The sequence below is a fragment of the Vasconcelosia minhoensis LEGE 07310 genome (genome assembly GCF_015207255.1).
Lineage (GTDB): Bacteria > Cyanobacteriota > Cyanobacteriia > Phormidesmidales > Phormidesmidaceae > Vasconcelosia > Vasconcelosia minhoensis.
In genome coordinates, this window is sequence record NZ_JADEXG010000024.1 from 40,678 (window position 1) to 64,824 (window position 24,147).

21 protein-coding genes, 3 pseudogenes and 1 CRISPR repeat array are annotated in these 24,147 nt (G+C 55.3%); of the genes and pseudogenes, 22 read left to right on the forward strand and 2 right to left on the reverse strand.

Annotated features, from left to right (window positions below):
* Positions 1-3 precede the first annotated feature (3 nt).
* The 22 genes and pseudogenes from IQ241_RS11850 to cas2e all read left to right on the forward strand — a co-directional run bounded on the left by IQ241_RS11850 (position 4) and on the right by cas2e (position 18,695).
* Positions 4-867: an ABC transporter permease gene (locus IQ241_RS11850; protein ID WP_193907337.1), complete on the forward strand. Its 864-nt coding sequence runs from the start codon at positions 4-6 to the stop codon at positions 865-867.
* A 24-nt stretch (positions 868-891) separates the two neighbouring features.
* Entirely contained in the window at positions 892-1,299 is a 408-nt protein-coding gene (locus tag IQ241_RS11855) for an ABC transporter permease (protein WP_228021620.1), read from the forward strand.
* Positions 1,300-2,391 carry an ABC transporter ATP-binding protein gene (locus tag IQ241_RS11860; protein WP_228021621.1) on the forward strand — a complete coding sequence of 364 codons (1,092 nt, stop codon included), beginning with the start codon at positions 1,300-1,302 and terminating at the stop codon, positions 2,389-2,391.
* 51 nt (positions 2,392-2,442) lie between these two features.
* Complete coding sequence (locus IQ241_RS11865; RefSeq protein ID WP_193907339.1) at positions 2,443-3,924, forward strand: aminobutyraldehyde dehydrogenase; 1,482 nt, start codon at positions 2,443-2,445, stop codon at positions 3,922-3,924.
* Positions 3,925-4,146: 222 nt separating this feature from the next.
* Complete coding sequence (locus IQ241_RS11870; protein WP_193907341.1) at positions 4,147-4,602, forward strand: orange carotenoid protein N-terminal domain-containing protein; 456 nt, start codon at positions 4,147-4,149, stop codon at positions 4,600-4,602.
* A gap of 207 nt (positions 4,603-4,809) precedes the next feature.
* The gene (locus tag IQ241_RS11875) at positions 4,810-6,750 is read left to right on the forward strand and encodes a S9 family peptidase (RefSeq protein WP_193907343.1); all 1,941 of its coding nucleotides are present in this window, start codon (positions 4,810-4,812) and stop codon (positions 6,748-6,750) included.
* Between the two features lie 69 nt (positions 6,751-6,819).
* A complete protein-coding gene (locus tag IQ241_RS11880; protein WP_193907344.1) occupies positions 6,820-7,080 on the forward strand; it encodes a CopG family transcriptional regulator in 261 nt (86 codons plus the stop codon).
* A gap of 2 nt (positions 7,081-7,082) precedes the next feature.
* Entirely contained in the window at positions 7,083-7,502 is a 420-nt protein-coding gene (locus tag IQ241_RS11885) for a type II toxin-antitoxin system VapC family toxin (RefSeq protein ID WP_193907354.1), read from the forward strand.
* A 121-nt stretch (positions 7,503-7,623) separates the two neighbouring features.
* Positions 7,624-7,845, forward strand: a complete 222-nt coding sequence (locus tag IQ241_RS11890; RefSeq protein ID WP_193907356.1) for a UPF0175 family protein — start codon at positions 7,624-7,626, stop codon at positions 7,843-7,845.
* Positions 7,846-8,027: 182 nt separating this feature from the next.
* A complete protein-coding gene (locus IQ241_RS25525) occupies positions 8,028-8,297 on the forward strand; it encodes a DUF3368 domain-containing protein (protein WP_228021622.1) in 270 nt (89 codons plus the stop codon).
* A 71-nt stretch (positions 8,298-8,368) separates the two neighbouring features.
* Positions 8,369-8,566, forward strand: a pseudogene (locus tag IQ241_RS26535) (alpha/beta hydrolase family protein); the annotation flags it as partial.
* Between the two features lie 116 nt (positions 8,567-8,682).
* Entirely contained in the window at positions 8,683-9,675 is a 993-nt protein-coding gene (locus tag IQ241_RS11900) for a helix-turn-helix transcriptional regulator (RefSeq protein WP_193907360.1), read from the forward strand.
* The gene (cas3, locus tag IQ241_RS11905; protein ID WP_193907362.1) at positions 9,672-12,389 is read left to right on the forward strand and encodes a CRISPR-associated helicase Cas3'; all 2,718 of its coding nucleotides are present in this window, start codon (positions 9,672-9,674) and stop codon (positions 12,387-12,389) included. The genes IQ241_RS11900 and cas3 overlap by 4 nt, the downstream gene beginning before the upstream one ends.
* A 72-nt stretch (positions 12,390-12,461) precedes the next feature.
* Entirely contained in the window at positions 12,462-14,009 is a 1,548-nt protein-coding gene (gene casA, locus IQ241_RS11910) for a type I-E CRISPR-associated protein Cse1/CasA (RefSeq protein WP_193907364.1), read from the forward strand.
* A 23-nt stretch (positions 14,010-14,032) separates the two neighbouring features.
* Complete coding sequence (gene casB / locus IQ241_RS11915) at positions 14,033-14,584, forward strand: type I-E CRISPR-associated protein Cse2/CasB (RefSeq protein WP_193907366.1); 552 nt, start codon at positions 14,033-14,035, stop codon at positions 14,582-14,584.
* Positions 14,585-14,619: 35 nt separating this feature from the next.
* Entirely contained in the window at positions 14,620-14,841 is a 222-nt protein-coding gene (locus tag IQ241_RS11920) for a type II toxin-antitoxin system HicB family antitoxin (protein WP_193907368.1), read from the forward strand.
* Positions 14,834-15,037 (forward strand): type II toxin-antitoxin system HicA family toxin, encoded by a 204-nt coding sequence (locus IQ241_RS11925; RefSeq protein ID WP_193907369.1) that lies wholly within the window; start codon positions 14,834-14,836, stop codon positions 15,035-15,037. The genes IQ241_RS11920 and IQ241_RS11925 overlap by 8 nt, the downstream gene beginning before the upstream one ends.
* Positions 15,038-15,089: 52 nt before the next feature.
* Positions 15,090-16,235, forward strand: a complete 1,146-nt coding sequence (gene cas7e / locus IQ241_RS11930; protein ID WP_193907371.1) for a type I-E CRISPR-associated protein Cas7/Cse4/CasC — start codon at positions 15,090-15,092, stop codon at positions 16,233-16,235.
* Between the two features lies 1 nt (position 16,236).
* On the forward strand, positions 16,237-16,884 hold the full coding sequence (gene cas5e / locus IQ241_RS11935) for a type I-E CRISPR-associated protein Cas5/CasD (protein WP_193907374.1): 648 nt from the start codon (positions 16,237-16,239) through the stop codon (positions 16,882-16,884).
* Entirely contained in the window at positions 16,866-17,486 is a 621-nt protein-coding gene (cas6e, locus tag IQ241_RS11940) for a type I-E CRISPR-associated protein Cas6/Cse3/CasE (RefSeq protein ID WP_193907376.1), read from the forward strand. Before cas5e ends, cas6e begins: the two co-directional genes overlap by 19 nt.
* A gap of 24 nt (positions 17,487-17,510) precedes the next feature.
* Entirely contained in the window at positions 17,511-18,422 is a 912-nt protein-coding gene (gene cas1e / locus IQ241_RS11945) for a type I-E CRISPR-associated endonuclease Cas1e (RefSeq protein WP_193907379.1), read from the forward strand.
* On the forward strand, positions 18,423-18,695 hold the full coding sequence (gene cas2e / locus IQ241_RS11950; protein ID WP_193907381.1) for a type I-E CRISPR-associated endoribonuclease Cas2e: 273 nt from the start codon (positions 18,423-18,425) through the stop codon (positions 18,693-18,695).
* Positions 18,696-18,714: 19 nt separating this feature from the next.
* Positions 18,715-22,962: a CRISPR direct-repeat array (repeat unit 29 nt; unit sequence GCTGTCCCCACGCCTGTGGGGGTGAACCG).
* A gap of 192 nt (positions 22,963-23,154) precedes the next feature.
* On the opposite strand, the pseudogene IQ241_RS26915 reads toward cas2e, so the two are convergent.
* Both IQ241_RS26915 and IQ241_RS26920 read right to left on the reverse strand, forming a co-directional pair.
* Positions 23,155-23,409, reverse strand: a pseudogene (locus IQ241_RS26915) (ATP-binding protein); the annotation flags it as partial.
* Between the two features lie 419 nt (positions 23,410-23,828).
* A pseudogene (locus IQ241_RS26920) lies at positions 23,829-24,147 on the reverse strand (hypothetical protein); the annotation flags it as partial.

The following is a 24,147-nucleotide window of genomic DNA, read 5'->3' on the forward strand; positions in this document are numbered from 1 at the left end:
TCTGTGACCGCAATCTCGCCGCCCACCGCCCGCCGCCCGCCCGTCGGACTCTATGCCACCCTGCTGCCGCCGCTGCTGTGGATGGGGCTGCTTTACTTTGTTCCCCTGGCGCTGCTGATTGTCTACAGCTTTTGGCGGCTGGACTCCTTTGAGATCGTGCAGGAGTTTAGCCTGGACAATTTTCAGACCATTTTTGCCAGCGCGGCCTATCGGCGGGTGCTGGTGAGAACGGGGATGACGGCGCTGGGGGTGACGTTGATTGATGCCGCGATCGCGATTCCCCTAGCCCTGGCGATCACCCGCTACGGCGGGCGGTGGCGTTCCCTGCTGACGCTGCTGATCATCCTGCCGCTGTGGTCGAGCTATCTGGTACGGGTGTTTGCTTGGAAGATCATCTTGGGCTATAACGGCGTGATCAACAGCGCTCTGGTAGGGCTAGGGATTTTACAAGAGCCAAGTTCAGCCTTTCTCTACAACAGCTTTTCGACGATGCTTACCTTTGTTCATGTCTGGCTGCCATTTATGGTGCTGCCGGTGATTACAGCCTTTGAGCGTCACCCGCCGGAACTGCTGGAGGCGTCTGCTGACCTGAACGCGCCGCCCTGGGGTACGTTTCGCCGGGTGACGCTGCCGCTGGTGCTGCCGGGGGTTTTGGCGGGTTCGATTAATGTGTTTGCGCTGACGCTGGGAGACTTCATTACGCCTGGGCTGGGCGGAGGACCTCAGGGAATTATGCTGGGAAATCTGATTGCTTCTCAGTTTGGCGTTTCCTATAACTGGCCTTTGGGGGCGGCTTTTGCGCTGCTGGTGATGGTTGTAGTTTGTTCTGGTTTGGCGGTGATGCTTCGATTGATAAGAACTTTCTGATTATAAATTCTTTGCGCGGCAGGTTTGAAACTAGAACTGGAGCTGTCGTTGCTAACGGTGATTCTAGGTCACGGGGTCTTTGGGCTGCCCGTAGCGTTCGGCCCGATTCTCACCCGGCTCTCCCAGTTTCCCCGCAGTCTGGAAGAAGCAGCCTATGACCTGGGGGCAAAGCCAAGTGAAGTGTTTCGGGATGTTTTATTCCCCTACCTGCGCAGTGCGCTGATTGCTGGGGCACTGCTGGCCTTTACCCTGTCCTTTGATGAAGTCGTGGTAACGATTTTTCTCACCGGGCGAGAGAATACGCTGCCGATGGAGATCTGGAGCCGCTTGCGGATTGACATTACGCCGGAGATTGCGGCGGTGGCAACGCTGGTGCTGTTGGGCAGCGGCGGCGTTGTTCTGCTGAGTCAGCAGCTGGGGGGGACAGAGTAGTTGAGTCCCCATCGGCAACAGAACAGCGTGGTCTATCTCGATGCGGTGAGCAAGCGGTATCCCACGGCGGACGGCGTATTTTACGCGGTTCAGGATGTGAGCCTGGATGTTCAACCAGGAGAATTTTATTCTCTGCTGGGGTCGAGCGGGTCAGGGAAAACGACGACGCTTAGGCTGATTGGTGGCTTTGAGCGGCCCGATCTGGGCGAGGTCTTCATCGGCGGCGAACGGGTGACGGCGCAGCCGCCCTACCGCCGCAGCGTACATACGGTGTTTCAAAACTATGCCCTATTTCCCCACATGAGCGTGGCGGAGAATGTGGCCTATCCGCTCAAGATTGCTCGGGTGCCGCGCAGTGAGTTCGGGCCGCGATTGGAGGCCGTTCTAAAGCTGGTGCAGATTCCTGAGCTGGGCGATCGCGCCCCGTCTCAGCTCTCCGGCGGCCAGCAGCAGCGCGTTGCCCTGGCCCGCGCCTTGATCAATCGGCCTAAAGTCCTCCTGCTAGACGAACCGCTCTCCGCCCTGGATGCCAAAATCCGCGACGAACTGCGCCAGGAGCTGCGGCAGCTCCAGCAGCAGACGAACCTCACCTTTATCTATGTCACCCACGACCAGGAGGAGGCGATGGCTCTATCCGACCGGCTGGCGGTAATGCATCGCGGTCGGGTGGAGCAGATTGGCACTCCAGCAGAGATTTACAACGCCCCAGCTTCGGCCTTTGTGGCCCAGTTTATCGGCCAGGCTAATTTTCTTTCAGGCGAAATAATGGAGCTGACGGCGGAGGGCGCGATCGCGCTCATCAACGACGTCCCCCTCAAGGTCACCTATCCCGACCAGCCGCCGACCGTCGGAGAAACCGTGACGCTGATGATCCGCCCCGAACGCATTCAGGTAGGCGCTGCTACAGCGGATAATCAGCTGGTGGGCAAGACTCTGGGGATGACCTACATTGGCCAGCTCACCGAACTCCAGGTCGAGACGCCGGTGGGGCAGCTAAAGGTGGTGCAGCTGGGGCAGGCTGGGGAAGCGCGATCGCTGAGCTGGCAGGCCAAGGACTGTATTATTGTCCCCTCATTCAATTCCAAGGCTTAGAACTCCCTTAAACTTTCATCAAGCTCCCAGAAAACTTCCAGAGGTAACGCCATGCAAACGCTAGAAAAAACGATTCACTATTCCATGGTGATCGGCGCAGACAGCCCTTCGACCGGTAAGCAAGAGCTGGTTGATCCCGCTACAGGAGAAGTCTTTGCCACCGTTGCCGTCGGCACCGCCGCCGATGTAGACCGTGCCGTCGCTGCGGCTAAAGCGGCGCAGCCGGAATGGGCCGCCCTTTCGGTCGGCGAACGCAGCGTTGCCCTGATGAAATTCGCCGATGCGGTCGAAGCCCAGAGCGAGCGGCTGGCCGAGCTCGAAAGCCAGAATACCGGCAAGCCGATGAAGCTGACGACCGGCGGCGACGTTCCCTTCTCAGTAGATAATCTACGTTACTTTGCCGCTGCCGTTCGCCGTCAGGAAGGCGCGGTGGCTGGCGAATACGTCGGTGGCTACACCAGCCTGATTCGCCGCGAGCCCATTGGCGTTGTTGGCGCGATCACGCCCTGGAACTATCCGCTGATGATGGCGGTATGGAAGCTGGGGCCAGCCCTAGCGGCAGGTAATGCAGTGGTGATCAAGCCCGCCCCAAATACGCCGATTACGACGATTGAGCTGGCTAAAATCGCGCTAGAGGCGGGCCTTCCCGCCGGGCTGATCAACGTGGTGACAGGCGATGCTGAAGTGGGCGAAGCGATCTGCAATCATCCCGACATTCGGATGATTAGCTTCACCGGCAGCACCCGCACCGGTAAGCGAGTGGCAGCGCTGGCCAGTGCCGGGGTAAAGCGAGTCTCTTTGGAACTGGGTGGCAAGGCTCCCTTTGTTGTCTTTGCTGACGCCGACATCGAGGCCGCCGCCCGGGGGGCAATTCCAGCCGCCTACATGAACACCGGCCAGGACTGCACGGCAGCAACCCGCATCTATGTCCAGGACGAGGTTTTTGAGCCTTTCCTCGAACGCTTTACGGCCCTCAGTGAAAAGATTCGCTTTGGCAAACCCTTTGACGATGCGACTGACATGGGACCTTTGGTGAGTGAAGTCCAGCAGCAAAAGGTCGATGGCTACGTTCAAGCAGCCCGGCAGCAGGGCATCCGCGTCGCTACGGGAGGAGAGATTCCTGATCAAAAAGGATTCTTCTATCCGCCAACCATCCTGGTAGAAGCGCCCCAGTCCGCCGCCTGTGTGCAGGAAGAGATTTTTGGCCCAGTAGCTGTCGTGAACCGCTTTAGCGACGAGGCCGAGGCGATCCAGCTGGCCAACGATGTGCCCTATGGTCTGGCGGGCAGCGTCTGGACGCTGAACGTGCAGCGGGCGATGCGGATGTCGGCGGCGATGGAATGCGGCACCGTCTGGGTGAACGACCATCTGCCGATCGCTAGCGAAATGCCCCACGGCGGCTTTAAGCAGAGCGGCTTTGGCAAGGACATGTCACACTATGCGCTGGAGGAATATACCATCGTCAAGCATGTGGTGATCGACAATACGGGAGATGCTAAAAAAACCTGGCACGCCGTTGTGTTAGAAGATTAGCGGTGTGCTAGATCACAATTCTCCAGGATTGAGCTGGGTGAACGTCGAAGGTACCAACTGCTACCCCCTCAATCGGTAGAGGTTTTGATTGTGAGAGCCTGCTGGATTGTCCGTCTCAGGGCAGTTTAGCAGGTTGCTCTAGTTAGTTAAGATATGTAACAGCGGTTGAGACCTTTTGAGATTATTTCAAAAGCGATCGGCCTGTTGACACATCGGTATTTTATGACATACACCACGCTTAACGAAATCAAACAGCCCCTAGCCGAATTCAAGAAATTCGACGCTGACACCCAGCTCGCGCTGCTCTGGTACGGCTACCTGGACATTAAAGACCAGCTCAACCCCGCTCCCCCGAACGATATTGAAGCGATTGGTAAAGCGCTGTACGACAAAGTAGAGTCGCTTTCCAAAGAGGAACAGCTCCAGGCCCAGCGCGATATCGCCAACGGTGCCGGCACCAATCTAAGCAAAGAGTATGGTGCCCTGCACAACTCGGCCCAGCTCGACTTCTGGCTGCTGCTGGCTCAAGGCATGGAGTCGGGTTCTATCATCACCGTGCCCGATGACTACGAGCTACCTGAAAACACCAGCGGCTTCGTTGAAACTGTCAAAGGGCTCGACTTTGAGCAGCGCGTCAACCTGACCCGCAATATCGTAGCCGAGATGGGCCAAAAGTAATCTTTGGAAATCGTCTCTAAACTTGATTCGCTAGCTCCTCAATGAGCTAAATCCGCAGGAATGCTAGAGCGTTCCTGCGTTCTTTTATTTCTCGCGTTCTCCAAGGTTTGCGATCGCGAGTATCTCCCTGTCCTCAGCTAGTTTACCCAGCCCGCTGCACCGAGCACCCTGCCTCATATAATCTCGAACATGGATACGGATCGCCCTATGACTCAACCGACCACTGCTCCCTTTGGCACCTGGAAATCGCCGATCACCGCCGAGCTGATTGTCGCCAACACCCTGCGCCTGGGTGAGATTCGCCTGGAGGATGAGGTGATTTACTGGAATGAGCTGCGCCCTTCTGAAGGCGGTCGATCGGTTGTTGTTCGCTGTTATGCTGCCGGGGCAGCCCCAGAAATCACCGATGTGACCCCCGCCCCCTTCAACGTGCGTACCCGCGTGCATGAGTACGGCGGTGGGGCCTATCTGGTTGATCAAGGCATCGTCTATTTTTCTAACTTTCAAGACCAGCGGCTCTACCGACAGTCACCGGGAGAAGCGCCGACGCCGCTGACGCCCGAAGCCCCGCTGCGCTACGCCGACGGTGTGATCGATCGGCAGCGCCAGCGGCTGATCTGCGTACAGGAAGACCATCGTGGTGATGAGGTAGTGAACGCGATCGCGGCCATTCCCCTCAACCAATCCGAACCCACAATCCTAGCCCAAGGCAGCGACTTCTACGCCGCGCCCCGCCTTAGCCCCGACGGCTCCCAGCTGGCCTGGGTCAGCTGGAATCATCCCAACATGCCCTGGGACGGCACCGAGCTGTGGCTGGCCGATATCACCGCCAATGGGCAGCTGAGCAATCTCCAGCAAATTGCCGGAGGCCCCACCGAGTCAATCTTTCAGCCCGAATGGTCGCCCGGTGGCATCCTCCACTACATCGGCGATGCCACCGGCTGGTGGAACCTCTATCGCTGGCGGGGCGAGTCCGAACCGCTGTGCCCAATGGCCGCTGAATTTGGCCTGCCGCAGTGGGTGTTTGGCCTTTCGACATATGCTTTTGAATCCGAGCGCAGCCTGCTCTGCACCTACCGTCAAGACGGCGTCCAGCACTTTGCCCGGCTGGATACAGAAACGCGATCGCTCACCCCAATTGAAACGCCCTACGACCAGATCGGCGGCCTTCAGGTCAGCGCAGGCGCAGCCGTTTTTATCGGTGCAGTCGCAACCCGACCCAGTGCGATTGTCCGTCTCGATCTCGCTACCGGCGAAATTCAAGAACTCCGGCGTACCAGCCAGCTCGACATCGACCCCAGCTATCTGACTGAGCCAGAATCGATAACTTTTCCCACGACCGACGGCCTCAGCGCCCACGGCATTTACTATCCGCCCAAAAACAATGACTACCAGGCCCCCGCAGGCAAACGCCCGCCGCTGCTGGTCAAAACCCACGGCGGCCCCACCGCTGCGACCTCTAACGCCTTTAACCCCGGTATTCAGTATTGGACCAGTCGCGGCATTGCCGTGCTGGATGTCAACTATGGCGGCAGCACCGGCTACGGGCGAGAGTATCGCGAGCGGCTGAAGGGCCGCTGGGGCATTGTTGATGTGGATGACTGCGTGAACGGGGCGCTGTATCTGATTGAGCAAGGGAAAGCAGACCGCGATCGCCTCGCCATCGACGGCGGCAGTGCTGGCGGCTACACCACGCTGGCGGCGCTAACCTTTCGCGATGTGTTCAAAGCCGGAGCGAGCTACTACGGCGTCAGCAATATGGCCAGCCTAGCGGAGGAAACCCACAAGTTCGAGTCGCGATACCTGGATAGCCTGGTCGGACCGTACCCCGAGCGGCGAGATTTGTATGAAGCGCGATCGCCGATCAACCATGTCGATCAGCTTTCCTGCCCGGTAATCTTTCTCCAGGGCAACGAAGACAAAATCGTCCCGCCTAACCAGGCCGAACTCATGGTGGAAGCCCTCCGCGCTAAAGGCATCCCCGTCGCCTACGTCCTCTTCGAAGGTGAACAGCACGGCTTCCGCAAAGCCGAAAACATCAAACGCGCCCTGGATGCCGAGCTATTTTTCTACGCTCAGGTGTTTGGTTTCTCACCTGCCGACAAGATTGAACCGGTAGAAATCAGGGGGTTAAGCTCGTCTAGCTGATACATACAATGCTGTCTGTCTCGATCAGGGTCGTAAAATAGAAATATACACAAGCTGTAGGTAAAGCCCATGGAGATCGCCACCCAACTTGATAATGACCACGCTAAAAAACTAGCTTATATTCAAGCGCAAACCCATCAAGACCTTACCGAGGTTTTGAACCAGGCGATCGACCTGTACTACAAACAATTGAACCCAACGCAAAAATCACCCCTAGATATTCTGACCGAAGCGGGTCTAGTGGGGTGCTTTGAGGGTGCCCCTGATTTGTCAAGCAACTACAAGTCAAGTGTCAATGAATATCTCGATCAGAAATATCCCCCTGAGTAGCCATGATCATTGTCGATACGGGTGCCTTTTTGGCACTTTTCAACCAGTGTGATACCTACCATGCAACAGCTCGACAGGCCTTTGATAGATTCTCACAGCCTCTAATCACGACCTATCCAGTCATTACGGAAACCTGCTATTTGCTGATGAAGTGGGTCAATCAAACTGCCCAGCAGAGTTTTCTCAAAGCCTTGTGTCAGAGCGTGTTTGAGATTTTTCAGTTGGAGCGTCATCACTTAGGACGGATGTCCCAGCTGATGGAGCAATATGCTGATCTGCCGATGGATTTGGCGGATGCTTCTTTGATTGTGCTAGCAGAACATTTAGGGCACGGGCGTATTTTGACCATTGATCGTAGAGACTTTGACGTCTATCGATGGGGGAACAGCAATCCCTTTCAAAATCTTCTGCTCAACACGTAGTAATCCCTAAACGTGCCCTAGATGCAAGCTGTATTTTCATGCTCAGATGTTTGGATTCGAGATCGCCGATGACATTGAGCCCGTAGAAATTAATAGACTATAGAAACTGTAGGTAATCGCCATGAGCCATCAACTCACAATTGAACTCCCTGCTGACATCACGCTTCAGGAAGCAAAGTTTCTGCTTGCTGCTAAACTTTTCGAGACGGGTCGCCTTTCTTTAGGACAAGCGGCTGAGCTGTCTGCATATTCCAAATCCACCTTCATGGAGCTACTTGGAAAAACTGGCATACCAGTCTTTGATTATCCAGCAGAGGATCTAGAGCAGGAAATGCATCTTTGACGGATAGCCGAATTGTGAGTAACAGCGCTGGTCTAATTGCTCTGGAACGCATTCAGCGGTTGGACCTCCTCCCTCGGGTGTATTCAACCTTATGGATTCCTCAGGCAGTTGAAGCTGAAATTGGCTTTGAAACCGACTGGCTACTGGTACAAACAGTTGAAAATCAGGCGCTCGTCGCCAACTTGAAAACTCAGGTCGGTGCAGGTGAGTCAGAAGCGATCGCCCTTGCTTTGGAAATAAAAAATATTCCTGTGCTGCTAGACGATAAAAAAGCTCGCCGGATTGCCAAGCAGCTAGGCCTTCAGGTTACAGGGACTGTGGGAATGCTGCTCAAAGCGAAGAAGCAGGGTATTGTTTCAGCTATCGAGCCCATTTTGGATGCGCTGGAAAACGTTGATTTCCGGGTATCTTCTGAATTGCGGACGCTCGCTTTGGAATTAGCCAACGAATGATAAGGGCGATAGCCTTGCGTATGACACTTAGGATAGTAAGTTCAAAACTGATATCGTGACTACGCTGTATCGGAGGCTACACCACTTTAGCCGCGCTGACCTTTTGCGATTTGCTCAAGGCCGGGGCCAGATACTACGGCGTCAGCAATATAGTCAGCCTGGCCGAAGAACTTCACAGGTTCGAAGCGCCATATCTGGATAGCCTAGTAGGAGCGTACCCGGAGAAAAAGGAGCTGCATGAAGCGCGATCGCCAATCAACCACTCTGAATGGACTCCGTTTCATCACGGAGAAAATTTTTTGCTGCCTCTGAATATCGTTTCAACCCGGTAAAGTTTTTTCCGGGTTGGCTGGGTAGACTGTTTTCAGATTCGCAAATTTGAACCATGTCACGTCACCTGGAAAGGCTACTTGCTATCGATGCGCTGCTGCGATCGCCCGAGCGACAGACTGCGCCCGCTATGGCTGCGGTGCTGGAAGTGAACGAACGCACTATCCGTAACGATATTGCGTTTCTGCGCGATCGCTACTCTGCCCCGGTTCGGTATAGCAAAACCAGAGGATTTCATTACACTGACAGCGATTGGCGACTGCCGAGTATTTCGCTTTCAAAAGGTGAGCTCTTTGCGCTCATGCTAGGCGCAAGGATGCTGGAAACTTACTCTGGCTCTGCCTATATTTCCGAACTCCGATCGGCAATCGAGCGCTTAGCAGAACGCCTGCCCGAGCAGACCTGGATCGACCTACAGCAGGTGGCAGACGAGCGCATTAGTTTTCGCTCAGGTGCTGAAACGAATTTAGACCCGGAAATTTGGCATGGCTTAGAGGTTGCTGCTCAGGCTTCTCAACAGGTTTGGATACGCTATTACACTGCCAGCCGGGATGCGTATTCAGAGCGAGCCGTTGATCCTTACCTGCTGCATATTTATCGAGGCACGAACCCCTATCTCATCGGCTTTTGTCACAAGCGTCAGGAGGTTCGATGGTTTCGAGTAGATCGCATTCAAGAGCTACGTCAGCTCAATCAGGCATTTGTCCGCGATCCCAAGTTCAATGAAAAAGATCATATGGAAATGATCTTTCAGCATGAAGCGGGTGGCGTCCCGATGACGGTGCACATTTGGTTTGATGCGCCGACGGCTCCCTACATCCGCGAGCGCCGCTGGCATGGTTCTCAAAAATTGGCTGAGCAAGAAGATGGATCAGTCACTTTGCAAATGACGGTCCGTGGGCTAAACGACGTGAAGCGGTGGATCCTGGGATATGGTAAGGGTGCCAGGGTTTTAGGACCGCCAGCCTTACTGAATATGCTGAGAAACGAAATCCAGGACATGCAACAACAGTATTCCAACGAAATTCCAGTTAGAGAATCGAAATGAGTTCAGAAAGATTTTGGGCGAAGACAGGCAAAGGCGAGTTTCGAGAAGACGGGCAGCCGGAGTACCATCCCGTCATTTGCCACCTGGCCGATACAGCGGCTGTGGCGATGGAAATTTTGAGAATCCACCTGAGTCCCCTGGCTCTGAATCACCTGTCCCAAGGTTTAGGGCTCACGGGCGAATCCCTGATCCGCTTTTGCGGCTTCATGGCGGGTAGTCACGACCTGGGTAAAGTCAGTCCCGCCTTTCAGTTTCAGGTCAGCGAAGTGGGGAAGATTCTAGCTGGAGAAACCCTCTATGACTGCTGGTCATCTTTGCCCCGGGAACGGCAGATTGGCGATGCGCCTCACGGTAGAATTACCGCAGCAACTCTGCCTGAGTTTTTAGTTGAAATAGGCTTGGGCGGCGACCTCTCAAAGCGCCATGCCAAAAAACTAGCTCGGCGGTTGGGCACAATCGTCGGCGGCCACCATGGCTTTTTTCCAGCTCAGCACGAGATTGACGCGCTAGATAGCGCCATTGCCGGAAATGATGAGCGTAGCCTCTGGCGACAGTATAGCCTGACCATTTTTCAACAGCTTCGAGACTTTGTTGGTCTCACTTCAGCCGACCTTCCCAGCCAATGCGACAACGCCGCCGCCATGATTTTGGCTGGGCTGACCACGGTATCGGACTGGATTGCCTCTAACCCTGACGCCGACTCCGGGTTTCCCTATGCCAATGACACGCCATTTGAGACCTACGCTGCCGAGCTTCCTAACAAAGCAAAAAATGCCCTGGCTAAGCAGGGATGGGGTCAGCCCGCGACCGGAAAACCTTTAGCTTTTACAGAATTATTTTCCTTTATCAGCGAGCCTCGCCCCTTACAGGAGGCGGCGATTCAGTTCACCGCCACCCTGACCCCACCTTGCCTGGTGATGGTAGAAGCCTCGATGGGGGAGGGCAAGACCGAGGCGGCGCTGTATTTAGCCGACCATCTCCAACATCAGGCTGGGGCTGGAGGCTTCTATATCGGGCTACCCACCCAGGCCACCAGCAACGCCATGTTTAAGCGGATTCAGGACTTTTTACGGCAGCGATATCCGCAGAATGTGATCAATTTAACCCTCAGCCACTCAGCCGCTGCCCTGAAGGAAGACTATCAGAGTACCGTCTGTCGGCTGGATCAGGTCTATGACCGAGAATCGGGAGTGGTCGCAAGCGAATGGCACACGGCCCGCAAACGTACGCTGCTCAGTCCCTACGGCGTTGGAACATTGGATCAGGGCCTGATGGGCGTCGTGCGATCGCGCCATCAGTTTGTTCGCCTCTTTGGTCTGGCAGGTCGCACCATCATTCTGGATGAAATCCATGCCTATGACCTCTACACCAGCACGCTGCTGGAACGGTTCCTGGAATGGGCAGCGGTTCTGGGATCGCCTGTGATTGCCCTATCGGCTACTTTACCGGCCACGACCCGCCAAAGGCTTTTGACCGCTTACGCTAACGGCTGTGGACATTCTGCGCCGCCCTTACCGCCTGCGCCCTATCCCCGAATTACCGCCTTTGCCAGTGGGGAAGCGGTGGCTCAGTCATTTGCCGCATCCGATCATGTGCGGCGTTCCCTAGCCATTCGCTGGGCCAACGATCAGGAATGGCCTGAAACCTTGCAACAGGTATTGGCCGATGGGGGCTGTGCTGCGGTCATCTGCTCTACGGTTAACCGAGCGCAGGCCGTCTATCAGGGGCTTCAGGACTACTTTTCCGAGGAAGAGCTCGGTCTATTTCACGGACGCTTTCTATTCCAAGACCGAGAACGGATTGAGCAGGACTGTCTGAGTAAGTTTGGCAAAGGGCAGGATCAGCGACCTCATCGATTTGTACTCGTCGCGACTCAGGTAATCGAGCAAAGTTTGGACGTAGACTTTGACCTGATGATTAGCGACCTCGCACCGATCGACCTGCTACTCCAGCGCTCTGGACGACTGCATCGCCATGTCCGAGACTGTCGTCCAGCCCAGCTACAAACGCCAACGCTTTGGATTATCGAGCCGACCTTGATGAAACAGAGTAAAGCTGACTTTGGCGATAGTGGCTATATCTATGACCGGCATGTGCTACTCAGAAGCTGGCTGGCGCTACGGCAGCGAGGCGCTATTCAGCTTCCTGAAGAAACTGATGACCTGATTGAGTCAGTCTATCACCTGGAAATGCCGATTCCAGAAGAACTCGACCCTACCCATGCCGATGATTGGCAAGCTTCCTTAGAGAAGTACAAGGTCGAAGAGGAGGAACGTAAACGGGCGATCGCAAACCAGGTAAAAGTGCCACCGCCCAGATCAGATGTTAAGCCTTCTGACTTTACTCGCCGGGGCGAAGAAGACGATGAGGGCGCGATCGCGGCCATGACCCGTCTGGGCGAACCCTCGGTGACGACTATCTTTTTGCAGCAAACCAAGGCTGGTCTGGTGTTTCCTAGCAGCCAGGACTCAGTGGACTTAAAAACCAGACCTAACTTAGCCCTGATCCGCAACCTCCTTGCCCACAGCACCCGCCTCTCTAAGCAGGGGCTAGTTCAAGCCTTACTGAGCCAGGAGAATCCTCCCAAGTGGACTTCTGCATTACTGCGAAACTGCCGATATGTAGAACTCAATGCCCAGGGAGTAGCTGTAGTCGGGGGTTGGCGGCTGACCCTGAACCCATTGCGAGGGGTGCTGATTGAAAAAGCGGAGTAGTCCCACAAGCAAAAGCCTATCATCGCGTCTCATTCATAGATGTTTGTTCATTTACTAGATAGAAGGTGATTTATGCCGTTCAACTTGACCGAAGAAGCCTGGATTCCCGTTGTAGGAAACGATTTCAAAGTCCGAGAAGTCTCACTGGTTGAACTATTTGACAATTGGGAAACCCTGCGCGAGATCCAGTCAGATAATCCACCCACAACACTGGCTCTTTATCGATTCCTACTCGCTATTCTGCATCGAGCTTATCAGGTGCCACGAAATGAGGAGCATTGGGAAGAAATTTTTGAGGATAACGGTGAAGAAGCAATTACATATCTACAAGACCGTGCCGACCGCTTCGATCTGCTCCATCCAGAACATCCCTTTATGCAAGACATGGCACTACCCATTGATAAAGCCGTGTCAGTCCACGCCATCCATACCATGAGCACTTCCAAAGTATTCTCTCACGAGCATGAGTGGAGCGGCTACAGCCTCTCACTCCCAGAGGCAGCCCGTCTGTTAGTACGGCTTCAGGGGGTGGATATCACCAGTTTGCGGGCTTACTACGTGGGGCAAACTAAAGGCAATCGCTCTGCGGTCAATACGCCGACCATTAACGCAGCTAATGTATTAGTTCAAGGATCAACTCTGAAACAAACCCTGCTGTTCAACCTGATGCGTTACGATCCAAACTCTGAGATTTCTGGCGCTATAAAAGGCGAAGATATACCTACTTGGGAAACCAGTTACGCAGGTAGGCCGACTAAATCTATTCCTCAGGGCTACATTAGCTATCTGACCTTCCCGTGGCGCAGACTCAAGCTATTTGTTGAAAATAATAGCGTTAGCCAAATCGCGATTACTATGGGCAACTCCTTGCCAGACAAGGTAACGCCTCAGCAGTGGGAATGCGGCATTGCCTACCGGGATGATCGACCGGTGCGGATGTCATTAAATAGGCAGCTTTGGCGAGATGTTGATAGCTTTCTCCTCTCTGCCGAAAAGAATCACCGTCCCCGTATTATTGACTGGCTTGCTGAGCTGCGATCAGAAGAACTGGTCGAAGATATCGTCACGCTCCAAATTGTGGGCTTTAGTGCCGATAAGGCTAAACCGCTGGGCTGGAGTACGCAGCAGTTTTCAGCCCCAAAAGCTTATATCGTCGATACAGAATTAGCTACTACGCTAAAGCTAGCCATTAATACTGCTGAAGAACACCAGCAAATCTTCCGTTCCTTCCGGGGGAGCCCTTACTATGCCCTGGCAGAGATCCTCAAACACGGCGATGCAGGCAGCTTAGCCCAAGCCCTAGACGGCGAATCTCGCTACTGGGCTACGCTTGATCGCGAGTTTCCCAAACTGCTCTATGCATTGCCCCAGGACACCGAAACGGGTGCAGACGGCATCACCCGGTACGGTCATCGGCAACTTCCCGCCTGGACCCAGACCGTTCAGAACGCGGCCAGGGATGCTTTTACAGAGTCAATTCAGTCAATCCGCAACTACCAGGCGCGGGCCGCCGCTCTGCGATCGCTTAGCTACCAACTAGCCAAGTTTCGAGGTGAGACAGGCCAAAAAACTGGGAAAGATAAGGCATCTGAGAAATTTCCCCAGGCCAAGGCGAGCTAAACTCCTATCTACAGAGACTACCCATGACAACCTCAACTTCCAGACTCGCACCCGCTGAACGAGAGACAAAATTTCTAGAGTCTGTTCAGCAGCAGACCCAAAACGACAGCGGTGCCAAAGCTATCCTCAAACGGGCTCTGACGGATGAGCCCAGACATCTACGGGCCGCCTATCCGCTGGTATTGCCCTACTTGGGCGGCATTCAGTATCACCAGGATGAATGGATCTTTGTCGCCTGCCTGTCTGCTTACTATCCCCAAGGGCTGCATCGGGAAAACCGACAAACCTTTGGTCACAGTGCTCGCCGTTTAACCGGCGAAGGCAGTTCTAAGGGAGCCGACCGCCGCTTTCGCGCTCTGCTAGATACTTCTCTAGAAGATTTGCGATCGCCCCTCTCGGCCCTGGTTCGCCTGATGAAATCAAAGGATATTTCCATTGACTACCCCCAGCTGCTAGCAGACCTCTGCCGCTGGGAGCACCCCGATCAGTACATCCAAGACAAATGGGCAAGAGCATTTTGGGGTGCGCCATCTAGCCAACAAGAAGAGCAGCCGAGCCAGAATAATGATGACTAAAATTAGTGAATACTCACTATTCAAGGAGATGAAAAATGCATCAGCTGTCTGTCGTGATTGAAAAAGATGAGCTTGGCTACTATGCCTACTGCCCAGCGCTAGAAGGCTGTCAAACTCAGGGCGATTCAATGGAAGAGGTGCAAATCAATATCAAGGAAGCAATTTCTTTGTATCTGTCAACTCTCTCGCAAGTTGAGAAGGAGGAAATTTTTAGCCGAGAGCTGACTGCAGTTGTGATGGAGGTACAGGTTGCCTAAACAACCTAGACTTACGGCCTCTGAAGCAGAAACACTCGTACTCAAAGCGGGTTTTCAGCTGCTGCAAAGTGCGGGCAGCCATCGAATTTATGGAAAAGACCGGCTCAGGGTAGTCATTCCTTTCCACTCTGCTAAGATTCTGCATCCCAAAATTGTCAAACAAGTTCTGAAAGCTATCAAGGCTGATGAATCTTGAAGTATTTACTTAAGTCATTTCAACCCAATCATACCGAAGAGGAAAATCAACTATGCAACTCGAAATTCACATTCTACAAAGCTTTCCCCCCGCCAACCTAAACCGGGACGAGAACGGCATGCCAAAATCTACGGTGTTCGGCGGTCGCCCCCGAGCTCGGATTTCTAGCCAGTGTCAGAAGCGGGCAATTCGTCTGTTTTATCAGGACTATTCCAACCTTGCACCAGAACAATTTGCCGCTCGCTCTCGGTCCTGGCTGCCTGAATTGAAAAAGCTGCTGGTTGATCAGGGCATTGCCGAGGCTCAGGCTGAAGCAGCCGCCCGCTTAGCCTTAGAAGATGGGCTCAAGCTCAAGCTCGATGAAAAGACAGGGGAGTCGAAAACGATCGTGTTTCTGGGCCGGACAGAGATAGCCGCGATCGCGAATATCCTCATCAGCAATTGGAACACGATTGAGCCAGCACTCTCTGGAGACAGTCCCCAGCTGCCTGCAAAAGATCCCAACATTGCCAAAGTCATTGAGAAAGCGCTGGTAGATACGGGTAAGCCGGGCGATGTTGCCCTGTTCGGGCGCATGATGGCCTCTCTGCCCACCGTTAACGTGGATGCCGCTGTGCAAATGGCCCATGCTATCAGCGTTAACAAACTTCAGCAGGAGTTCGACTTCTTCACCGCAGTGGATGATCTCGGATCCAGTGAAGATACCGGCGCTGACCATATGGGTGAGACGGGCTACAACAGCTCTACCTACTACCGCTTCAGCGTCCTGGATACTGAACAGCTGAAGCGAAACCTGGGGGCTAGCGATGAGCAGGCGGCCAGTGTGGCAATGGCGTTTGCAGAAGCGTTTGTTAAAGCGATTCCCACCGGGCACCAAAATGGGTTTGCCGCTCATAGCCGACCAGCTGCGGTACTGGCCGTTGTCCGCCAGGGCCAGCCTATTTCACTGGTAGACGCCTTTGAAGATCCGGTTGCGCCTAGAGGCGGTAAGAGTTTGTTAGAAAATGCGGTCTTTAAGCTAGACGAGCACTGGGCAGAGCTGAGCAAAATGTACGGTGAAAAGTCTGTCGCCTTTAAGGGAATTGTCACCCGCACTCAGCTGGCCCAGCAGCTCAAGCATCTTGCCGACTGCGAACTGCCTGCGGTCGATGAGCTGCTCAAAGACGCGATCGCAGCCGCATTCTCCCAAGGTGAATAAGATGCCTACTCTCCTACTCCGCATGCGGGCACCGATGATGAGCTGGGGCGACCACAGCCGATTTACAAATCGGGATACCCGCCGAGAACCAACTAAATCTGCTGTGATTGGGCTCCTCTGTGCCGCACTGGGCCGCCCTCGTTGGGAGCCGGTCGAGGATTTGACTGCCCTCAAAATGGGGGTGAGGGTTAATCAGGAAGGAACCGTCCAATGTGATTATCACACCATCATGGATAGCATTAGACCTAATGGAAAGAAGGTCAAAACGGAACTGAGCTGGCGCTATTACGTGGCCGATGCCGACTATCTGGTGGGGCTGGAGGGGAATCACCTGCTGCTCGAAACCCTAGATACGGCTCTGCAATCGCCGACCTGGCAGCTTTACTTTGGCCGCAAAAGTTTTGTGCCTAGCTGCCCAATTCAGGTTGGCATTGTGGAGCAGCCGCTGCTCGCAGCCCTAGAGCAGCCAATTCACCGTAAGCGCACTTTCACTCGCGAACAGCCAGATCGCCTGCGCTGTGTTGTCGAGGTGCCAGACAGTCTGGACGTACGGCAGGACGTGCCCCTCGACTGGCAAAAGCGGCTGTTCGGTCGCCGCTGTGTAGACACTCACTTCATCAATACTGAGCTATGTATCTCTCAAAATTAGTCCTGAATCGACGCCATCCCAAAGTCCAAACCGATTTGAGCAACGCCCATAAACTGCATCAGCGAATCATGCATGGGTTCCCTGACGAGGAGCCAGATCGTCCGCGTGAGAACTGGCAAATTCTGTTTCGCCAGGAGCCCGATAACGACGTGGTGTTAGTGCAGTCAGAGATTGAGCCTGACTGGTCGAAGCTTCCAGAAGGATATTTGAGCGACCATGCCGTAAAGTCAGTGGATTTTGATGCGGCTCAACTAGGGCCGGGACAACTTTTACAGTTTCGGCTCAAGGCTAACCCGAGCAAGCGCGATCAGAAAACCAGAAAGACCATTGGCCTCTTTCGTCAGGCGGATCAGCTGGCCTGGCTAGAACGGCAGGCCAGCCGCTGCGGCTTTAAGCTTCATGGGGTCAATGTCATCCCTTCGCCTAACGTATTTGGCCTCAAGGATAAAGGTGCTGCGCCGATCCGAATTACGACGGCGCTGTATCAGGGAATTCTAGAAGTGACTGAACCCAGTCAGTTTCAGCAGATGCTACAGCAGGGCATTGGGCGCGGAAAATCCTACGGCTGTGGCCTACTGTCGATTGCTCGGGTTCAACCTTAGCCAACTCTACCGGGGGCTCGGATTATGTCTAGATTACGCACTCTGCCCAAGGCCCGCGATCGCATTAGCTTTTTGTACTTTGAGCATTGCCGGATCGAACAGGATGATCGCGCGATCGCAATTTTCAAAGACAAAAGCAAGTTCTTCGTTCCCTGCGCGGCTATTTCTACGCTGCTGCTAGGGCCAGGAACGTCGATCACCCATGCTGCCATCAAAACCCTAGCTGACAATGTCTGCGAGGTGCAGTGGGTAGGGCAGGATCTGACGCGCTTTTACGCTAGCGGGCGCAGTGGGGCTAGCAATGCCAGGCGTCTTATTCATCAGGCGACGCTATGGGCCGATCCCATCCAGCGATTAGCAGTGGTCAGGCGAATGTATACCTTTCGCTTCGATGAACCGCTCAGCGAAGATTTAACACTTCAGCAAATTCGAGGGTTGGAAGGGGTGCGCGTGCGGACGATGTACCAACGCTGGAGTAAGGAGACCGGTGTTGAGTGGAAGGGCCGTAATTATAAGCAGGAAAACTGGGACGATGCTAACCCTATCAACCAAGCCCTGTCTATTGCTAACACCTGCCTCTATGCCGTGTGTCAGGCTGCGCTGAATTCAGTAGGCTATTCCCCAGCCCTCGGATTTATTCATACCGGAAAACCGCTGTCATTCGTTTATGACGTTGCGGATATGTATAAGGCGGAAACAACCATTCCGGCTGCTTTTGAGGCCGCTGCGGAAACATATTTTGACCTCGATAGGGTCGTTCGCCGTAAATGCCGAGATAGGTTCAATGACTATCGCCTGATGCATCGCCTGGTTCAGGATATTGACAAGGTTTTAAGCTTTGGTCATGAGGATGAAGCGGAACCAATCTGCTTCCTGTGGGATGACGTTTTGGAGTCGGTGGAAGGCGGAAAAAATTGGTCCGATAAGGAGGGCTAAATGGTGGTATTCATTCTCGAAAATGCTAAGCCTGCCCTGAGAGGAGAGCTGAGCCGCTGGCTGTTTGAGATCAAGGCAGGAGTTTTTGCTGGCCGTATTTCTGCTTTGGTTCGAGATGAGCTATGGGAGCTGATTGAGCAGAAACTTGGAAAAGGCTCTGCCGTCATGCTCTATTCACAGCGGAATGAGCAAGGCTTCGATGCCCGAATGCTTGGAAATCCCTCTAGGGCTTTAGTAGACATAGAGGGTGTACTACTGGTAAAAGTTCAATAGAATCAACCGTTTTGCAAGTGCTGTCCCCACGCCTGTGGGGGTGAACCCTATTACGTTCGTCGGAACCAAATTCAAAGCAAACGCTGTCCCCACGCCTGTGGGGGTGAACCGAATTGGGACAGACAGCGTGCCCCGACCGTCGTATGCTGTCCCCACGCCTGTGGGGGTGAACCGGATCCGATACCCAACCCGCCCGAAGAGTACGTTGGCTGTCCCCACGCCTGTGGGGGTGAACCGGCAGGCCACTGACTATCAGGTCAAAACACGCTGCTGCTGTCCCCACGCCTGTGGGGGTGAACCGTTATGGAAGAAACACTTTTGCTTGAGCAAAACATCGCTGTCCCCACGCCTGTGGGGGTGAACCTCTTACATCCAAGGCCAACGCAGCAGTTCTAGACGGCTGTCCCCACGCCTGTGGGGGTGAACCGTTGTTTATGAAGGACGTGTGTCTAAGAAGACTTTGCTGTCCCCACGCCTGTGGGGGTGAACCGTAACGTACGCGAATACTGGTAGACAATGGGACGAGCTGTCCCCACGCCTGTGGGGGTGAACCAGCCCGGCGGGGAATTCAGCGAAGGGGAATATTACGCTGTCCCCACGCCTGTGGGGGTGAACCGTCCGGTCATACACTTTCCAGCTCACTGATGCCGGCGCTGTCCCCACGCCTGTGGGGGTGAACCGGACATCCCGAGCGGCGAACATGAAACCGGGGCCGGCTGTCCCCACGCCTGTGGGGGTGAACCGATGTGTCCACCCAAAGCATGTAGTCTTTTGGGTTGCTGTCCCCACGCCTGTGGGGGTGAACCGGGGCTACTAAGCACCATGACCAGCGCCACCCCTGAGCTGTCCCCACGCCTGTGGGGGTGAACCGAATCACTGGCAGCAAGCCTAGACCTCGAGCAGAGCTGTCCCCACGCCTGTGGGGGTGAACCGCATGAATGCCCTATCCAATCTAGCTGAGATTTCGCTGTCCCCACGCCTGTGGGGGTGAACCGCGGCTAGCGGCAGGCGCTATTACCGGCGTGGCTAGCTGTCCCCACGCCTGTGGGGGTGAACCGGGTACAAGTCCTTGGTAATTCCTGGTCGATACCCGCTGTCCCCACGCCTGTGGGGGTGAACCGTTGTGGTTAGCCAGATTCAGATTCTTGTCGATAGGCTGTCCCCACGCCTGTGGGGGTGAACCGAGCTGGTCAAGCTGACCGGTGTAATGGCGGTTAAGCTGTCCCCACGCCTGTGGGGGTGAACCTTATTTCTATTCGGTCTTTCATCCATGCCGACACCCGCTGTCCCCACGCCTGTGGGGGTGAACCGAGAAGCATCCCGACTACTCTACAGACTGGCCCACGCTGTCCCCACGCCTGTGGGGGTGAACCGCATAGGGCTAGGGAATGGGCTTGCCCATACATCGCTGTCCCCACGCCTGTGGGGGTGAACCGTCATGGGAGTGGAGTCCTGAATTGGAGGAGTATGCTGTCCCCACGCCTGTGGGGGTGAACCGCGATCGAGCCGTTACCGCCATTGCTTTTCTTGCCGCTGTCCCCACGCCTGTGGGGGTGAACCGAATTCGTCTTCAGCTACTAACATACGCCCGGACGCTGTCCCCACGCCTGTGGGGGTGAACCGATGGCCTAGCCACATTTGAACTTGGTTATCAGGGGCTGTCCCCACGCCTGTGGGGGTGAACCGATTACGGCGCGGGATGACCGGGATACAGGGCAGTGCTGTCCCCACGCCTGTGGGGGTGAACCGCTCTTAGCCGGTGGAAGACAGAGCCCATGGTTGGCTGTCCCCACGCCTGTGGGGGTGAACCGGCTATTCGCAAAGCCCAGAAACGATTTGGAAAAGGCTGTCCCCACGCCTGTGGGGGTGAACCGGCATATGTCGAGCCACTAGAAGCAAAATTGGAAGCTGTCCCCACGCCTGTGGGGGTGAACCGCCCGCGACTTACTTAAATCGGTGCGCGGAAATACGCTGTCCCCACGCCTGTGGGGGTGAACCGCTATTAGAAAGGATTGGTGAATACGAGGACATCCGCTGTCCCCACGCCTGTGGGGGTGAACCGGGTGATGCTTCCCGCCCTAAACGCTTGCAGCATTCGCTGTCCCCACGCCTGTGGGGGTGAACCGCGAACTAGCAAACGACGCAGGAATCGTAATGTTAGCTGTCCCCACGCCTGTGGGGGTGAACCGACCTAAGTAAACAATTGTCTACCCAGGCCCCTATCGCTGTCCCCACGCCTGTGGGGGTGAACCGACTCAAGGACAGTGGGCGGCATTCAAACGGACTCGCTGTCCCCACGCCTGTGGGGGTGAACCAGAGTTTGAAAGCAGTTTTGAGAGCTTTGAAGGCCGCTGTCCCCACGCCTGTGGGGGTGAACCGGAGGTAGCGAATAATGGTAGCCCTAAAACCCGTTGCTGTCCCCACGCCTGTGGGGGTGAACCGGAAAGGGAGAAATCGATGTAAGCCCGTGCGACGCTGTCCCCACGCCTGTGGGGGTGAACCGCACGTCGCCCCTACTCCCGAACCGTCGAAGGTCGCTGTCCCCACGCCTGTGGGGGTGAACCGTTGGGGGGAAATGGTATGTGATGGTTTCAAAGAAGCTGTCCCCACGCCTGTGGGGGTGAACCGTAGTCACAGAGATAGCCCAGACGCTGGTAGAGCAGCTGTCCCCACGCCTGTGGGGGTGAACCGCATTCCTTCGTAGACGGTAGGAGGGCGAGCTGTACGCTGTCCCCACGCCTGTGGGGGTGAACCGTTTTCTCCGACTTGTACTGCCCCTTCTAAGGTTGCGCTGTCCCCACGCCTGTGGGGGTGAACCAGAGCGCGACGTATGGGCATCAATGGGGCGTCAGCAGCTGTCCCCACGCCTGTGGGGGTGAACCGCGTAACCGGTTTAGCCGGGCGGTTGCCGCTGCTTGCTGTCCCCACGCCTGTGGGGGTGAACCGTCGTACTCCTGAGGTTCGGTGGTCTGGTCTTCTAGCTGTCCCCACGCCTGTGGGGGTGAACCGCCTTTAGCCCACAGCTCATAAAGGCATTTTCGGCGCTGTCCCCACGCCTGTGGGGGTGAACCGGGTGGCTATCTTTGCCTTGCCGACTGGCAGTAGGCTGTCCCCACGCCTGTGGGGGTGAACCGCTATAAGTGTCTTCAACGGTTACGGCTTCAATCCGCTGTCCCCACGCCTGTGGGGGTGAACCGATTCTAGGACTCCAGCTGGTAGAGTTGGGTAGCGCTGTCCCCACGCCTGTGGGGGTGAACCGTTGCCGACGGCCAGGACGACCACGAAATCGACGCGCTGTCCCCACGCCTGTGGGGGTGAACCGCTTGCACCAGGGTCGGCAGCGCACCCAATACGACGCTGTCCCCACGCCTGTGGGGGTGAACCCGATGATGGTGACGAAAAGCAGTTAGAGTTTCTTGCGCTGTCCCCACGCCTGTGGGGGTGAACCGAACCCGTTGAGGTCACCCCCGCATGAAATAATCAGCTGTCCCCACGCCTGTGGGGGTGAACCGGTCTGCTGACTCAAGATGACGCCGCCAAGATTAGCTGTCCCCACGCCTGTGGGGGTGAACCGGTCCATATCCCCACCCCCGAACCCTAATATTCAGCTGTCCCCACGCCTGTGGGGGTGAACCGTTAAACGCCCCGATGGCTGGCGCTACCGGATGGCGCTGTCCCCACGCCTGTGGGGGTGAACCGTCGTCCTACATTGAGCTAGTAGACGCGGTCGGCACGCTGTCCCCACGCCTGTGGGGGTGAACCGCCATGGGGTGTTGGGTGCAAAAGGAAACTAACTCAGCTGTCCCCACGCCTGTGGGGGTGAACCGCCGCAGCCAGCGGCCCACCGTACAGCGAGATACGGCTGTCCCCACGCCTGTGGGGGTGAACCGCGTATCCTCCCAGGTAGGCCAATGACGCTAGAGACGCTGTCCCCACGCCTGTGGGGGTGAACCGTCCCCGGCGATGTCCGATAGGACGTTTTTGTCAAGCTGTCCCCACGCCTGTGGGGGTGAACCTTATTATCATCGAGCTGCGCCTGACTGAAGCCGAGCTGTCCCCACGCCTGTGGGGGTGAACCGTTTACGTGACCGGCGTTGGGGGCGAAAATGGTTGGCTGTCCCCACGCCTGTGGGGGTGAACCGCGTACTAAGACCCAACCCATACCTTATCTTTTAGCTGTCCCCACGCCTGTGGGGGTGAACCGGCGGATTGTCTCGGGTCAGAAAAATGACATAGAGGCTGTCCCCACGCCTGTGAGTGTTAAATGTCAAGGCCGTAGCGGTGACGTGACAGTCAGTTGTCGTGATGAGTGACATTTGGTAGAGACTACAAAGACTCATCGTGAGACTCATCGAATACAAGTACTGGGTGGCATCAGCGTCAGACGGCAGCCAGTGATCAAAATGACACTGCGTGATCAGTTAAAGAAATCGGGTGCATGAGGGCATTCTCTGCCGTGCTAGTCTTTGTTTCGAGTAGTAGCTGCCTGCTGACGGTAGCTTTTGGCCTTGATTTCAAAGATGACAGCATGATGAACGAGGCAGTCAACGGCGGCCACGGTCATCATTGAGTCAGGGAAGATGCTATCCCACTGACTGAACGGCTGATTGGCCGTAATCAGTAAGCGCTTGCGCTCATAACGATGCGCGATTAGCTCAAAGAGAACGGAGGTTTCGGCCTCCGACTTCTGGACGTAGCCGAAATCGTCCAGAATGAAATGAGGCAGTTAGTCGCTTTATCTAGCCAGCTAGCGTCATCGGCAAGCTGCATCAGGGGCGCGGGATTGAAGTCTGTGCAGTGAGCGAATTCAAAGCTGGTCAAACTTTTTACGGCGGGCAGTTGTGCTTCTTTTATAGCCCGCTTTAGCCGCATTTGGTTGCGTCTGCTTGTCTCCTGTACTCTCAGAGAAGCCGCTTCGCGTCTACGCATAACGTCAATAAGAACTGCGCATAAGACCATTGCTGCTGCAAAGCTTGGCTCTCGGTAGCTTCCCAATGGGTAAGCATGGACGTGAGTTTGAGTTGCTTGAGGAGGTCGCTGAGCTGCTGGTATGGACTGGCGGTCGCGGTCGCCTGGGTAATCGTCGTTTCCTTCGGCGGAGCCTGAAGAGTGGAGGGTGTCATTTTGGGGACTGAGGAGTTGGTCATAACTGTCGAGCGAATGTTGCTGCGTCTCTACCGAGGGGAGTGACGCTGATAGGTCGGGGATGAACTGCTGCTGGAGACGTGCCAGAGTGAGCGTGCCTTCTGCGAGAGCCTGTGCTAAAAAATCAGTGATCGCTTTTTCCTGGTCATAGGTCGCGGCGATATAGAGCGCCTCTACGATAAGCACCGCTGCTTGGTCAGGCTCGAACTGGGCTTTTAGCTGCTCCCATATCTGACGAAACTCAAGGGTGGGCAGCAGATCGCTTTGCCAGTTGCAGTAGAGGAAAGCACGGGGCTTTTTTCTGAGC